Below are 15,851 nucleotides of genomic sequence, written 5' to 3'. Positions count from 1 at the left end.
TTTTTTATATTGTGTAAGAAAGTGATTCAGTGATTACTCAAGCGGCTCCAGATGCAGGTAGCCCTGGGACTCCAGTACATTCAGGATCGCGCGGCCTTCCATGGTACCTTCCATGATGCGGCGTGCGCGGACGGAATCGCCGATGGTATAAATATAAGTATGGGTATCAGCGAATGCTTCCTGAAGCTCCGGCAGAATCGGGTTATTGGAGCGCATTCCAAGACAGTTGAATCCGTAATCGAAGGTGAGATCCTGGATGGTTCCGTCCGGAAGCTTTACAGTGAATGCGTTTTCTTTTACTTCCTGAAGAGCAGTGTTGACATATTCTTTTACACCATATTTGTCGTGTGTCTCACGCATGGAGCATTTGGTGATCGGGTCTGCAAGCATACCGATCTGCGGCAGCATATCGATGATGGTACACTCGGCGCCTCTCGGTGCAAAGTATTCAATAACGTCAAGTCCTACGGAACCGCCGCCGACTACAACGACTTTCTTGCCCTGACAGGCTTCTTCCGGATATTTTCCGGCGTTTACATTGTTGATCATACCAAAGATGGTATTTACGTTTCCGGCATCGATGTTCTCTTTCAGGCCTTTGATCGGCGGAACAAGCGGAACGGAACCGGTGGAGTTTACAATGATGTCCGGTTTGAACTGTTTGATCTTATCCACCGTAGCTTCGGTGTTGAGGAAAATATACAGGTTTTTCAGTCTGGCGGCTCTTGCCTCAAGGTATTTCGGGAAGTCTTTCATACGGCTCTTGCTTGGAAGATCAGAGATGAAAGTGGAAAGACCGCCGATGTGGTCGTTTTTCTCGAGTACGAAAACGTTGCATCCGACTTCTGCAGCGGTGCAGGCTGCTTCCATACCGGCAGTACCGGCGCCGACAACAACAACGTTACAGTTTTTGTTCACTTTCAGTGCTTTGTAAACATCGCCTTCCGGAACAGCCGGGTTTACGGTACAGCGGATCGGGCGGTTGACACCGATACGATTTCCGGCACATCCGACGTTACAGGAGATGCATTTTCGAAGGATATCTTCCTCGCCGTTTTCCACCTTCTTTACCCAGTTCGGCTCAGCGATCAGGCCGCGTCCCATGCCGACGATATCAACATCGCCGCTTTCCAGAACTTTTTCAACGACCTTCGGATCACGGTAGTTACCAGCGTTGATGACCGGTTTTTTGAATTTGTCTTTTACGGCTCTTGCCATGTAGGAACGCCATCCATCCGGCAGGAAGTTGGAATCGATCTGATACTGCAGGGATGGGTTGAGACCGCAGGATACGTCGTACATATCTACGAACTCATCCAGGTACTCCAGGTATTCCAGGGTATCTTCCAGTGTGTTTCCGCCCGGAACACGCTCCTCGGCAGAGATACGAACGATGATCGGGAACCACGGTCCGACGTTTTTACGTACTTCTTCGAGGACCATACGCGGGAAGCGCAGGCGGTTTTCTACAGAACCACCGAATTCATCGGTTCTTTTATTGTAATACGGGGAGATGAACTGGCTCATCAGGTAGGAGTGGCCGCAGTGGATTTCAATGGCATCAAAGCCGATGGCCTGCACACGTTTTGCAGCTTCGCCGTATTTTTTCACGGTTGTCATGATTTCTTCTTTTGTCATCGGGCGAGGGGTTTCTCCGCCGGCTTTTGTCGGGATGTTGGAAGAAGAAACGGTTTCCATACCGGTTCTTGCGGAAGATGCGGAAGCTCCGGCGTGGTTGATCTGGATCGCTACGGTAGCACCGTTTTTATGAAGGTTTTCGACTAACTGATAGTAGCGCGGCATAAAGCTGTCGTGGTCGATACGGATCTGGCTGGTTCCGTTGGAACCGACCGGGTACTCGATGTTGGCGTTCTCCAGAATAATAAGACCAACGCCGCCTTTTGCGCGGAGAGAGTAGTAGTTCATATGACGGTTACTCATTTCACCGCTTGTCTCACCGTAGTTGGTTCCCATCGGGGTCATTGCAATACGGTTTTTAATCGTTGTTCGTTTGATGGTAATTGGCTCGAAAATTTTTGGGTAAGCACTCTTCATGAAAATTTCTCCTTATTCATTACATGAGCGGTAATCCTCTGTTTGTGACAAATCCATCATAACTCTTTCGACTAAAAATTAACAATATCTTTCAGATAAACTTTTGATACGTTTTCGCTATCGTTTCTGGACTTTTCGATAATGTCAGCGTGCTGTTTCATGTATTCGGTAAACCGTTCGACAGCCGGAAGCCGGTAGCGGTTCTTCATCCAGAACATAAAAGTCTGATGATAAATCTCGAGACCTTTCAGTGTGTGGATGCGGATACCGTCTGCCTGTTCCAGAATATCGGTTCGCGGCATGAGCGCGATGCCGAAGTTTTCGCGTACCAGTGCCACAATCGAATATTCATCCGGGCATTCCATGATAATATTCGGATGAAGCTGATATTTGCGGTAGAGATGACCGGTGTAGGCCCCCATCCAGGATGCGCGGTCGTAGCCGATCACCGGATAACGGGTAAGCTTTACAAGCGGAACCTCCGGTTCATCGGCAATCGGATGCTGTTCCGGGGACACGATGACAAGCGGCTGCTGGATCAACGGAAAAAACTCCATGTCGTCGCGCTTTAAAAAGCCGCCAAACCCAAGATCGAGTTCGCCGGATTTCACCTTCTGTGCAATGGCCGGGGTATGGTTCTGCCAGAAGCTAAAGGCAACATTTTTGTTTTCTTCTTGGTCCAGAAAGGTGCGGACATTGTGCGGAATATAATGTCCGGCAAGTGGAAAAATATAACCGATGTTGATTTTTCCGCCACCGGAGGCGAGCTCTTTCATCTTGCCTGCCGCAATGTCACAGTCGCCTGCGATCCGGTCTGCATGCTCCAGGAAAAGACGGCCGGCATTGGTAAGGACAACACCGCGCCCTTTCTTTTCAAACAGCGTGATTCCAAGCTCACTTTCAAGGGCGGCCATCGAACGGCTCAGGGATGGCTGGGAAATATAAAGCTCCTCTGCCGCCTGGTGATAATTTTCCAGCCGGGCGACCTTTCGGAAATAGAGAATCTGATTCAGTGTCATGTGGTTTTTCCTCCTGAAAAAATGGTTCCGTAAGAAAGTCTTTGCTTCCTCTTATTATGATAACTCAAGTATACCATATCAATGCATTCAATGCATTGATTTTTTCCTTTAAAAGCATTAGACCGCACACACTTTCACTGTTAAAATAAAGGCAAATGTTATTTTTTTAACATTCACGAAACTGGTAATCTGTTGTTTGTGACAAAACAAAAGGATGAACCGAACAGAGGAAAAAGACAATTTGACCTCAACACATGATCTATTTAAAAAGGAGAGAAACCATGAACAAGAAATACCTGCCAAGTGCATTAATTTTGTACTTGAACTACTTTATCCACGGTGTTGGATGCTCTATTCTGGGCCAGGCAGTCATCAAAGAGGCTCTGGCAGCAGCATGGGGAGTGGAAGCAATGGCAATTACCGCAATTTCCGCAGCACTCGGTCTTGGCCGTCTGATCGCACTGCCATTTGCAGGTCCTCTGTCCGACAAACTCGGACGCCGCATTTCCACTGCAATCGGAAGTGCTTCCTATGCAATTTACCTGATCGGCCTTGCTCTTGCATTTCATGCAGGAACACACGGCGGTTACACCATCGCTTACGTATGCGCCATCATCGGCGGTATCGCAAACTCCTTCCTGGATACCGGTATTTACCCGGCAGTATCCGAGATTATTTACAAAGCTCCTGGCGTTGCTACCATGGGAATCAAATTCTTCATCGCAATCGCTCAGATGCTGCTTCCATTTGTTCTTGGTGTAGCTGTTACTTCTACAGCAGCAGGCCTTACCTCCTACAATCCGTTATTCTACGGATGCGGAATCGCTTATATCGTACTTTTCGTACTGGTATTCCTGTTCCCGTTGCCAGATGCTGACCAGAAAGCATCCGGCAAAAAAGAGGGTCTGATCGACAGTCTGAAACATACTCATTTCTCCTTCGAGTCCATCGCTATGATCCTGATCGGATTCACCTGCACCGGTACTTTCCAGCTGTGGCTGAACTGTGCACAGAACTTTGCAAAAGAGAATGTAGGCTGGGCTGATCCGTCCATCATGCAGACCTACTATTCTGCAGGAACCATGCTGGCACTGATCGTAACAGCATTCCTGACCAGAAAAATCAAAGACGTTCGTTTCATCGTTGTTTACCCGGCAATCTGCCTTGTAACCATGATCGCAGTCCTGATGGGACAGAGTAAACCGCTGATGATCGCCGGTGCTTTCATTATCGGATGGGCAGGCGCAGGCGGATTGCTTCAGATCGCAACTTCCGTTTGCAACATGCTGTTCCCGAAAATCAAAGGAACCGTAACCGCACTGGTTATGATTGCATCTTCTCTTTGCAACTACACGATCCTGACCGCAGCATCTAAAATGCAGCCGTCCGGCGTTATGACTATGAACATCGTTCTGACCGCAGTTGGTGTTGCGCTTGGACTGTTTGTAAACATTCGCTATAAAAAAATGGTTGAACTTGCACAGCAGGACAACTAAAATGAGATTGAGGATTGCAGGCGTACGAAGTACCAGGTAATCCGGGCGTGAAAAAGAAAAGCCTGCAAAGAAAAGTCAGGATTAATATTGAAGAAAGAAGGAAAAACACATGAATACAGTAAAAGTTCGTGATATTGAAATCGGTGCCGGTGCACCGAAGATCATCGTTCCGATCGTAGGCGTTACCAAAAACGATATCATCGAAGAAGCAAAAACTTTCCATTCGATTCCGGTTGACGTTGTAGAATGGCGTGTAGACTGGTTCGAGGGTGTATTCGACTTTGCACAGGTAGAGGACGTGTTAAAAGACCTCCGCGAAGCACTCGGCAATATTCCGATTCTGATGACGTTCCGTACCTCCAAAGAGGGCGGCGAGAAAGCTATCGAGCCGGAAGCATACGCTGAGCTGAACATCAAGGCAGCACAGACCGGATACGTTGATCTGATCGACGTTGAGATCTTCACCGGAGATGAGATCGTAAAGAAAATCATCGACGGCGCACACGCTGCAGGCGTAAAGGTTGTTGCTTCTAACCATGATTTCTTCAAAACTCCTGCAAAAGCAGACATCATCTACAGACTGCGCAAGATGCAGGATATGAACGCAGACATTCCGAAGATCGCTGTTATGCCGCAGAATAAGAAAGACGTTCTGACCCTGCTTGCAGCAACAGAGGAAATGACCACCAATTATGCGGACAGACCGATCATCACCATGTCTATGGCAGGCACCGGTGTAATCAGCCGTCTCTGCGGTGAGGTGTTTGGTTCTTCCATGACCTTCGGCGCGGCGAAGAAAGCATCCGCACCGGGTCAGATGGGTGTGAATGATCTGAGCACCGTTCTGGATCTGCTTCACAAAGCCATGTAACCGTTTTTTCTTTGGGGGACACCGGTATTTTTAGCTTTGCTGTTGATGCCGATGTCCCTTTTGTATTATTGTTCTGTTATAAATTTAACGGAGGTATGCCTTTTATGAAGAGAGTATTTCACTGGCTGGATGAAAACTTGGAAGAATTTCTTCTTGTGATCGGTCTGATCGCCATGACGCTGATCATGGGAATTCAGGTTTTCTGCCGCTACGTCCTTGGCATGTCGCTGTCGTGGTCGGAAGAGCTGACCAGATATATTTTTATCTGGTGCGGTTTTTTAAGCGTCAGCTACTGCAGCAAAAAATGCCTTTCCATCAAGATCGAGCAGTTTGTTGCGATTTTTCCGCGGAGAGGAAAAGCCGTTTTCAAAATTGTGAATCATACGTTTGAACTGATTTTTTTCATCTATATGATTCCGTTTGCTTTTTCTTATATGATGTCGTCAGTTAAAAGCGGCCAGCTTTCCCCGGCCTGCAAAATCCCGATGTACTTTATCCAGGCAGCACCGCTTGTCTCCTTTGTACTGGTTGCATTCCGTGTTTTGCAGCGGTGGATGATCGAGTTCCGTGTGGCACGCGGTGAGAACGTTTTCGACCCGGCCCATCCGGAGCGAAATACGCCGGAATCCTTCATTGAGGCAAATGCCGGAGCAGATAACACCACAGAAAATGCTCTGAACGCGGGTATCGACAACCGCATCCATACGATTAAAAATTCGAATGAGGAGGAACGCTAATGCCGGTCGTAGTATTATTTCTGATTTTTGTTGCATTGCTGGTCATCGCTGTTCCGGTATCGATTACCCTTGGAATCACATCTGTGCTTCCGTCGGTGTTTGACCCGTCTTTTACGGTAGGAGCCAAATATCTGATCCGTGCCATGTTCGGAGGACTCGATTCCTTCCCTCTGCTGGCAGTTCCGATGTTCGTCCTCTCCGGTATCATCATGGCTAAGGGGGGCATCTCCAAAAAACTGTTTGATGTCTTTGCCTATTTTCTCGGAAAATTCACCGCAGGTATGCCGTGCGCCGTTATCGTCACCTGCCTTTTTTACGGTGCGATTTCCGGTTCCGCTCCGGCGACCGTTGCCGCTGTCGGAAGCATGACAATCCCGATTCTGACTACCCTTGGTTATGATCTGACATTCTCCACAGCGATTGTGGCAGTTGCCGGCGGCCTTGGCGTTATCATTCCCCCGAGTATTCCGTTCATCATGTACGGTATGGCTTCCGGCGCTTCGGTCAGTGACCTGTTCCTTGCCGGAATTGTACCGGGTCTGATGATCGGTCTGCTGCTGATGGTTTATGCCGTTTATCACTGCAAACGGTATGGGGAGGACAAAGAGAAGATCCATGCAGAAGTCAAAGTGCTGCATGACAAAGGCCTGCTTCGCGTTTTAAAAGAGAGCTTTTTTGCACTGCTCAGTCCGGTGATCATCCTTGGCTGTATCTACAGCGGTGTCGCTTCCCCGACTGAGGCGGCTGTTATCTCCGTATTCTATGCATTGATCATCAGCCTTTTTGTGTACAGGAGTATCCGCATCCGCGACATCTGGTCCATTCTGGTTGAGGCGATTCGTACCTTCACCCCGATCCTGTTTATTCTGGCGGCATCGACGGCATTTTCCCGTGTGCTGACGCTGATGCAGGTACCGCAGACGGTCAGCGAGTTTATCCTGAACAACTTCCACAGCCCGGTTGCGATCCTTCTGATCATCAATGTATTCCTGCTGATTGTCGGAATGGTTATGGATACGACACCGGCGATTCTGATTCTGACGCCGATCCTTCTGCCGATTGTACAGGCGATCGGCATGAATCCGATTCAGTTTGGTGTCATCATGGTTGTCAACCTTGCGATTGGTTTCGTAACACCGCCGATCGGCGTCAACCTGTTCGTGGCAAGCTCCCTGACCGAGGTTCCGGTCATGCAGATCGCAAAGAAGGCTATGCCGATGATCGGTTTCTTCCTCGCGGCACTGCTGTTGATTACATTTATTCCGGCAATTTCGATTGGAATTTTATAGGGAGGAGCGAAGGACGATGAAAAAGATGACAAAAAAGAAAAAGCTTTTCCGAAAAGTGACGGCACTTGCCGCTGTCATTGCGCTTGGCGCATCGCTTGCCGGCTGCGGCTCTTCCGATGGAGAGACGACACAGCGCTATTCCTGGCCGCTGGCAACGGCGAGCCCGGAGGACACGGTAACGCAGATCTTCGCTGAGAAGTTTGCGGAAGAGATTTCAGAGCTGAGCGATGGAAGGATGAAAATTCAGGTTTACGCAAACTCAACGCTCGGCGGCGACCGCGATCTGCTTGAAACGTGTGCCGATGGTGATATTCCGTTTGTCGTACAGAATACGGCACCGCAGGTTTCCTTTATGGGTGATCTTGCTGTGTTTGATTTGCCGTGTGTGTTTGATTCTCTTGATGAATGCCGTGAGAAGATTGATAATCCGGAGTTTTACGAGCTGATCAGCAATGTTTACACAGAGGGCGGCTATCACCTGCTCGGTATGGCGGATCAGGGATTTCGTGTCATGAGTACGAATAAGCCGGTTTACAGCTTTTCGGATTTCAAGGGCCAGAAGATCCGTACCATGGAGAACAGCTACCATCTGGCATTCTGGAAAGCCATCGGTGCCAACCCGACGCCGATGAGCTTCAGTGAGGTTTACATCGGCCTGCAGCAGCACACGATTGATGCGCAGGAGAACCCGTATGAGGTCATCGTTTCGAATAATCTGTATGAGCAGCAGGATTACGTAGTGGAAACGAACCATCTGCCGCATCTGATTTCCCTGATTGTCAACGACGATTTCTTCAAGGATCTGCCTGCAGACGAGCAGGAGATCATGACAGAGGCCGCAAAGATTGCGACCGAGTACGCAAGAGAGCAGTCCGATGCCCGTATCGCCGACAAGATCGCGACAATCGAGGAGAGCGGAACGAAGATTCTGACACTCGATGACCAGACAAGAGCGGAGATCCGAGAGGCATCGAAGAGCGTGTATAAGTCGATTGAGGAGAATATTGATCCGGCAATTTACAATGCTTATATGGATGGCATTGAGTAAGAAAAAGAAAGATGAAATTCCCGACAGCAAGGCACAAAAAACGACGCTTTGCCGCCGGGAATTTTTGCGTCCGCCAAGTGGGGGGGGATTCGCAAAGATTGCCTTGCACAGTCGAAACGGCAAGACTATAATGGGGCTCAGAAGATTTAAAAAATTAGGACCAGAGGAGGTACAGAAATGATTTTTGAACACATGGACCGGATTGTATTTGCAGGAGATTCCGTAACGGATATGGAGAGCGCACAGCCGGTGGGGGAAGGTTTATTTGAAAATGTTGGAAAGAGTTATGTCAGAATCGTCGAGAATATGCTTGCGGCATTTTACCCGGAGGTGTATCTGCGTGTGACAAACTCCGGTATTGGCGGAAACACAAGCCGCGATCTGCTGCAGAGATTTGACCGCGATGTGGTATCTCTGAAACCGGACTGGGTTTCCATCTGCATCGGTATCAACGATGTCTGGAGACAGTTCGACAGCCCGGCTATCCCGGACGAGCAGGTATCCCCGGAGGAGTACCGTTTCAACGTCGAAAAGATGATTCTTTCCGTAAAAGACAACGTAAAAGGTATTTTCCTTATGACCCCATACTACATGGAGCCAAATGGAGAGGACTGGATGAGAAAACGCATGGACACCTACGGGGCCATCTGCAGTGAGCTGGCTGAAAAATACGGCTGCCGCTTCATCGACCTGCAGGCCGTATTCAATGATTATTTCCAGTACCGCCATTCTTCCTACATCGCCTGGGACAGAATCCATCCGAACCAGATCGGTGCGACGGTAATCGCTCGGGCATTTCTGGAAAAATGTGGATTTGATTATCATCACAGACCGGGAGAGGAATAAAAAGGCTGATAAATCTGTTTTGCTCCTGTTCTGTCTGAAAACAGCCGATACAGTCGAAAAAAAGAGAAAAAGAACGGTAAAATTCTGCTTAAATGACCAAATTTAATTGCTGTTTTGGGCTGGCTATGGTATATTATGACTATAGTGTACTTATGCTTGCATTAGGATGGACATTACATAGCAGGACATAAAATAAAAGAGAACAGGAGAGATAAACACATGTATCTGGAAGAGTATAAGAGATGGCTGGAAGCTGACCTGGAAGACGCAGACCTGAACCCGGAGCTGGCACGGATTGAAGGAAACGATGAGGAGATCAAGGACCGTTTTGCTGTATCTCTGAAATTCGGAACCGCAGGACTTCGTGGTGTACTTGGCGCAGGAACAAACCGTATGAATATCTATGTAGTGCGTCAGGCAACACAGGGCCTTGCAAACTGGGTAAAAACACAGGGCGGAAACCAGACCGTAGCCATTAGCTATGACAGCCGTATCAAGAGCGATGTTTTCGCAAAAACAGCAGCAGGCGTTCTGGCTGCAAACGGAATCAAAGTTAGAATTTACGATGCACTGATGCCGGTACCGGCACTTTCCTTTGCAACCCGTTACTATAACTGCAATGCAGGTATCATGGTAACTGCATCCCACAACCCGGCAAAATACAACGGCTACAAAGCCTACGGCCCGGACGGATGCCAGATGACCGATGATGCTGCAGCAATCGTATACGCAGAGATTCAGAAAACCGATATCCTGACCGGCGTAAAATATATGCCGTTTGCACAGGGAGTAGAAGAGGGACTGATCCGTTTCGTCGGCGATGACTGCAAGAATGCACTGTACGAAGCCATCGAATCCCGTCAGGTTCGTCCAGGCCTCTGCAAGACCGCTGGACTGAAACTCGTTTACAGCCCGCTGAACGGATCTGGTCTTGTACCGGTCACCCGTGTATTAAAAGACATCGGCATCACTGATATCACCATCGTTCCGGAGCAGGAGTATCCGAACGGATACTTCACCACCTGCAGCTATCCGAACCCGGAAATCTTTGCTGCACTGGAAAAAGGCCTGGATCTTGCAAAAGAGACCGGCGCAGACCTGATGCTGGCAACCGACCCGGATGCAGACCGCGTTGGTATCGCCATGAAATGCCCGGATGGAAGTTATGAGCTGGTAACCGGAAATGAAGTCGGCGTTCTGCTTCTCGACTACATCTGCGCAGGCCGCATCGAGAAAGGCACCATGCCGGAGAAACCAGTTGCTGTAAAATCCATCGTGTCCACACCGTTGGCAGATGCAGTTGCAGAACACTATGGCGTAGAGCTCCGCAGCGTTCTGACCGGATTCAAATGGATCGGCGATCAGATTGCAAACCTTGAGGCAGGCGGCGAAGTAGACCGCTTCATCTTCGGATTCGAGGAGAGCTACGGATACCTGGCAGGACCGTACGTAAGAGATAAAGACGCAGTCATCGGCTCCATGCTGATCTGCGAGATGGCAGCTTACTACAGAAGCATCGGAAGTTCCCTGAAACAGAGACTGGAAGAGATCTATGCTGAGTATGGCCGTTATCTGAACAAAGTAGACAGCTTCGAGTTCCCGGGCCTGAGCGGCATGGACAAGATGGCCGGCATCATGGATGGCCTCAGAAAACAGCCGCTGACCGAGATCGCAGGTTCCACTGTTGTCAAAGTAACCGATTACGAGAAACCAGAAGAGACCGGACTCCCATCCGCAAACGTTCTGATCTACAAACTGGCAAACGGTGAAACCGTCATCGTCCGCCCGTCCGGAACAGAGCCGAAGATCAAAGTATACTACACAACACTTGGTAAGGATCTGGCAGAGGCAGAAGCTGAGAAAGAAAAACTCGCAGAGGCTTTAAAACCGATTCTGGCATAAAGAAAACAAAAAAGAATAGAAGGGCGTGGCTTCGGCTGCGCCCTTTTTCGAACCTGAATTTTTTTTCGAAAAGTGTAAGATTTTCTGCAGAACAGCGTGATGATAGATGAAAGGGGGAAGTTCCATATGGAAGATGAAAGAATTGTCCTGCTGTATTGGGACAGAGATGAAGCCGCGATCAGCGAATCCTCGATGAAATATGGTGCATACTGTACATCTATTGCACAGAATATTCTGAAGAATCCGGCGGATGCAGAAGAATGTGTCAATGACACCTGGCTTCATGCGTGGAATGCCATGCCGCCGCACCGGCCGTCTCTGTTATCGACATTTCTTGGAAAGATAACAAGAAATCTTTCATTTGATCTGTATAGAAAAATGCATCGCAAAAAACGCGGAGGAAGTCAGATGGATGCAGTATTGGACGAGCTGGAAGAATGTGTTTCGGGGAAAGATGATATTGAGCGGCAGTGGGAGATGAAAGAACTGATCGCGGAGATCAATCAGTTTCTGCAGAAGCTGCCGGAGGAGAAACGATGCATGTTTGTCCTGCGGTACTGGTATGTAGACAGTATCGGTGAAATCGCGGATCGTCTGGGCAGAAGCGAAAACTATGTTTCAGTTACGCTGAACCGGATCCGTGGGAAACTGCACACACACTTGACGGAAAGGGGGTTCGAAGTATGAAGAAAGAAGAACTGTTTGAAACACTGAGTGACCTGGATCCTGCTATGGTGAAAAAGGCGCGGGACTATCAGCGTTCCCAAGGGGCTGCATGGAAAAAATGGACGGCCGCGGCAGCCTGCGCGGTGATCATCGGCGGGGCTGTGCTGGGGGTTACGACATGGAGAAATGGACAGGAGAGTTCGGCAGTCCGTTACCCGTCGGGGCTAAAGACGGTTATGGCAGCTTATCCGGCATCTGTGGCGCAGACGATGGATGCACAGGAATTTATGGAAAGTGATGCGCACTGGGACTGGTGGAATTCCTACAGGGAACTGACGACAAAATCAGCGGAACTGCAGTCGGGAATGGATGCGTATTATCAGAAACTGATGGAACAGATGCTGGTTTCCGATAATGAAAATACCGTCTGCTCGCCGATCAATCTGTATATCGCGTTTGCGATGCTGGCGGAAACTTCGGATGGAAATACGCGGCAGCAGATTCTGGATATGCTTGGTGCGCAGGATATGGACACCTTACGGAAAAATATTTCTTCGCTCTGGAAAAGCAATTATGCAGACACGCCCGCGCTGAAAAGTGTGTTGGCAAATTCGCTGTGGCTGGATGGTGAGGAAACATACAATGACACAACGCTGCAGCGGCTGGCGGAACAGTACTATGCATCGACATTCAGAGGAACACCTGGATCGGAAGAGATGAATCAGGCATTGCGGACGTGGACGGATGATAATACCGGCGGACTTTTGAGGGAATATACGAAAGACATGGCGATTGCCCCGGAAACGGTATTTGAACTGGTATCAACCATCTATTATAAGGCGATGTGGAGGGAAAATTTCTGGGAAGTAGATACAGAGAAGGAAACCTTCCACGGAGCTGCGGGAGATACCACTGTGGACATGATGAAAAAAACGGAATGGATGGATGTCTACCAGGGCGAACATTTCCGTGCAGTCAGCCTTAGCCTTCAGGACAGCGGCTCCATGTATTTCCTGCTTCCGGATGAAAATACCGATGTCAATGAACTGGTATCATCGCCGGATCTGATGAAGGTTATACGGCGGGATGAAAGCAGTGATAACTGGTATTCCCCTATGGTGAACCTGTCTGTTCCTAAATTTAAAGTATCGGAAAAAACAGACCTGATCGAAACGGTGCGCGCACTAGGTGTAACGGATGCGCTGGATACGGATCTGGCAGATTTCAGTCCATTAACAGGGGACAAAGAGAATTTATACCTGAGCAAAGCAGATCATGCCGCCACGCTTGAAATCGACGAAAACGGAGTAACCGGAGCAGCGTATACAGAACTCGGCATTTCAGAAACCGCAGCAGAAATACCGGACGACGAAATCGACTTCGTACTGGATCGTCCATTTCTGTTTCTTGTCACGGGGCAGGACGGATCGATTCTGTTTTCGGGAGTTGTGAGAAATATTGCAGAGACATGAAAAAAAGGAGTCGGACTGTCCGGCTCCTGTGTCTGAGACACGTTACGGTATCTCTTTTGTGCTTATTTTTGCTCTGCGTTCCTTTGTCGGAGCAGAAAAACAGATAAAATCAGTACAGCAGGGAAAATGCAGCCGGCCAGCATACCTGCCTTCAGATCGTCGCCGGTGTTTTGTGTGACAAATCCAATAACAAATGGGCCAATGGAACCACCCATATCTCCGGCCATGGCGAGAAGTGCGAACAGTGCAGTTCCGCCGAGTGGAATTTTAGAGGATGAAATACTGATGGTTCCCGGCCACATAATTCCTACGGAGAAACCACACACAACGCAGCCTATAAGATTTAAAAGAGGATATGGTGCGAGAGCTGCAGCCAGATAACAGATCAGGCAAAGTGTACCGGATGCGATCATGAATTTTGTTAAGTCAATTTTTTCCCCGTATTTACCATAGAAGGTTCTGCTGATGCCCATCATCACAGCAAACAGGCACGGTCCTGCAATGTCTCCAATGCTTTTTGAGAGACCTAATGCAGACTCGGCATAAGCGGAAGCCCATTGCGCCATCGAAATCTCGCTTGCTCCGGCGCAGACCATAAGAACAAGGGAAATCCAGAAAATGGGAAGACGGCACAGCTGACGAATGGTAAGTCCTTCTTCGCTTCCGGTCAGTGATTCAATCGGGCAGGAAAGAAAATTAAACGTATTGTACAGTGGAAGTACAGCCCAGATACATGCGAGGATCGGCCAGCGTTCCATACCAAAAACTGCCAAAAAAGCAGTGGAGAGTAAGATGACGCCTACAGACCCCCAGCAGTAAAAGGAATGAAGCAGACTCATAACGCTGTCCTTATTGTCAAACGGACAAGCTTCTACGATTGGGCTGACAAGAACCTCAATCAGTCCGCTTCCGGCGGCATAGATCATGGCACTGAGCAAAATTCCTGCATAGGCATTTGGCAGAATATTGGGCAGAAAGGCAAGTCCAATCAGGCCGCAGGCGGAAAGAATCTCAGAAGCAACGACACACCTGCGATAACCGATTTTATCGACATATCTGGCACAGAACAAATCGACAAGAAGTTGTGTGAAAAAGAATATTGTCGAGATAAACGCAATTTTTCCAAGAGAAATATGGTAAGTTCTGTGAAAGGTAAGAAATAGTAAAGGTGCAAAATTTGCAGAAATTGCCTGCGTGATAAATCCAAGATAACAGGCAATTAAGGTTTTGTGGTAGTTCTTTTTCATAGTGATATACTCCGTTTTTAAAAATGGCAGAACTGCTGCGGCCGTAGTGTTCGTTTCGTTGCCGTTCACCGTGTTCCATGGAGCGACAACGATTCTTTTTGTATAATAACGTAAAATAGTGTCGCTTTCACTGGAATATATCGTCTGTTTATTGTATAATATCGTAAAATAGAGAGGGGCGTGCCTGAAAAACGGAGGCGGGGAAAGATGGAATTTAATACATTTTATAACAAGATCCAAACGGATGAAAGCATGATGGAAACGATACAGCATGGAAACAGTGAGTATCCGTTTCAATTGTATTACGACGATCTTGCGTTGTTTGATTTTCATTGTGTAGAATGGCACTGGCATGTGGAGTTTGAGTTTGTTTTTGTACAGGAGGGAACAGCAACCTTCTGGGTTGGCGAAAAGCAGTTTTCACTGGGACAGGGAACGGGCATTTTTATTAACTCAAAGATTTTGCATCGCTATTTTTCTGAAGGCCATGCGATTGTGCCAAATTTCGTTCTGAAACCGACATTTCTCGCTCCGGCAGGCAGCCTGATTTACAAAAAATACATTGCACCGATACAGGCGTGTAAGGTGGACTGCATTGTCTTTTGCAGGGAAATAAAATGGCAGGCAGAAGCACTGGAGCTCATGCAGAAAATTCTCAAAGCGCAGGAATCAGACAAAGACCGGGAACTGGTTACTTTATTTCTGACGCAGGAATTGTGGCACTTGCTTTATTTGCACATGGATTCGGAAGTGCTGCAGAAAAAAAGAGAAAATACGGCATCCTCACAGGGAAGAACACAGCTGATGATGCAATATATTCATCAAAATTTCCGACAGAATCTTACCTTGGAGGATATTGCCGGGCAGGCTATGGTGAGCAAGAGTACGGCATTGAATCTGTTCCGAAGATATCTTCACGATACGCCGGTGCATTATCTGGTGAAGTATCGTCTGCAGGAGGCTGCAAAGCTTCTGGCCACGACGGAGAAAAAGATAACTGTAATTTCCGGCGAGACGGGATTTGAAAATATGGATTATTTTTGCAAGACATTTAAGAAATATTATGGGAGGACACCAACGGAATATCGAAGAAAAAAACAAATGGATACGGATGACAGAGAATGGATCGTTCAAGATGTAGTGTAAGAGGAAACGGAAAAATTACATTCTGAAAAAGGAGCGGAATCTGGTGTGGGTTCTGCT

General features: G+C 48.1%; 13 protein-coding genes. 10 read left to right on the top strand and 3 right to left on the bottom strand.

From position 1 onward, the window contains the following. Positions 1-33: 33 nt before the first annotated feature. Entirely contained in the window at positions 34-2,055 is a 2,022-nt protein-coding gene (locus DW743_RS13560) for an oxidoreductase (RefSeq protein WP_117761877.1), read from the bottom strand. A gap of 71 nt (positions 2,056-2,126) precedes the next feature. Beyond that, complete coding sequence (locus DW743_RS13555) at positions 2,127-3,074, bottom strand: LysR family transcriptional regulator (protein ID WP_117761876.1); 948 nt, start codon at positions 3,072-3,074, stop codon at positions 2,127-2,129. Between the two features lie 281 nt (positions 3,075-3,355). Here DW743_RS13555 and DW743_RS13550 point away from each other — a divergent pair, with 281 nt between their 5' ends. The 9 genes from DW743_RS13550 to DW743_RS13505 all read left to right on the top strand — a co-directional run bounded on the left by DW743_RS13550 (position 3,356) and on the right by DW743_RS13505 (position 13,401). After that, positions 3,356-4,570: an MFS transporter gene (locus DW743_RS13550; RefSeq protein WP_117510065.1), complete on the top strand. Its 1,215-nt coding sequence runs from the start codon at positions 3,356-3,358 to the stop codon at positions 4,568-4,570. 109 nt (positions 4,571-4,679) lie between these two features. Continuing rightward, on the top strand, positions 4,680-5,441 hold the full coding sequence (gene aroD, locus DW743_RS13545) for a type I 3-dehydroquinate dehydratase (protein ID WP_117761875.1): 762 nt from the start codon (positions 4,680-4,682) through the stop codon (positions 5,439-5,441). A 104-nt stretch (positions 5,442-5,545) separates the two neighbouring features. Beyond that, positions 5,546-6,178: a TRAP transporter small permease gene (locus DW743_RS13540; protein WP_117761874.1), complete on the top strand. Its 633-nt coding sequence runs from the start codon at positions 5,546-5,548 to the stop codon at positions 6,176-6,178. Further along, entirely contained in the window at positions 6,178-7,467 is a 1,290-nt protein-coding gene (locus DW743_RS13535) for a TRAP transporter large permease (protein WP_117761873.1), read from the top strand. The genes DW743_RS13540 and DW743_RS13535 overlap by 1 nt, the downstream gene beginning before the upstream one ends. Before the next feature lie 16 nt (positions 7,468-7,483). Next, on the top strand, positions 7,484-8,515 hold the full coding sequence (locus tag DW743_RS13530) for a TRAP transporter substrate-binding protein (protein ID WP_243004585.1): 1,032 nt from the start codon (positions 7,484-7,486) through the stop codon (positions 8,513-8,515). 177 nt (positions 8,516-8,692) lie between these two features. After that, positions 8,693-9,361: an SGNH/GDSL hydrolase family protein gene (locus DW743_RS13520; protein WP_117761871.1), complete on the top strand. Its 669-nt coding sequence runs from the start codon at positions 8,693-8,695 to the stop codon at positions 9,359-9,361. A 219-nt stretch (positions 9,362-9,580) separates the two neighbouring features. Further along, positions 9,581-11,263, top strand: a complete 1,683-nt coding sequence (locus DW743_RS13515) for a phospho-sugar mutase (RefSeq protein WP_117761870.1) — start codon at positions 9,581-9,583, stop codon at positions 11,261-11,263. Between the two features lie 126 nt (positions 11,264-11,389). Further along, positions 11,390-11,950: an RNA polymerase sigma factor gene (locus DW743_RS13510; protein ID WP_117761869.1), complete on the top strand. Its 561-nt coding sequence runs from the start codon at positions 11,390-11,392 to the stop codon at positions 11,948-11,950. After that, positions 11,947-13,401: a serpin family protein gene (locus DW743_RS13505; protein ID WP_117761868.1), complete on the top strand. Its 1,455-nt coding sequence runs from the start codon at positions 11,947-11,949 to the stop codon at positions 13,399-13,401. Before DW743_RS13510 ends, DW743_RS13505 begins: the two co-directional genes overlap by 4 nt. 62 nt (positions 13,402-13,463) lie before the next feature. Here DW743_RS13505 and DW743_RS13500 read toward each other — a convergent pair whose 3' ends face one another. Then, on the bottom strand, positions 13,464-14,648 hold the full coding sequence (locus DW743_RS13500) for an MFS transporter (RefSeq protein WP_022461454.1): 1,185 nt from the start codon (positions 14,646-14,648) through the stop codon (positions 13,464-13,466). Between the two features lie 207 nt (positions 14,649-14,855). On the opposite strand from DW743_RS13500, the gene DW743_RS13495 reads away from it, so the two are divergent. Then, a complete protein-coding gene (locus tag DW743_RS13495) occupies positions 14,856-15,794 on the top strand; it encodes an AraC family transcriptional regulator (protein ID WP_117761867.1) in 939 nt (312 codons plus the stop codon). The last annotated feature ends 57 nt before the right edge of the window (positions 15,795-15,851 follow it).

This window comes from Blautia sp. AM28-27, from assembly GCF_003480905.1.
Lineage (GTDB): Bacteria > Bacillota > Clostridia > Lachnospirales > Lachnospiraceae > Fusicatenibacter > Fusicatenibacter saccharivorans.
The sequence above is the reverse complement of the archived record's forward strand: the minus strand, read 5'-3'. Positions and strand labels throughout refer to the sequence as shown.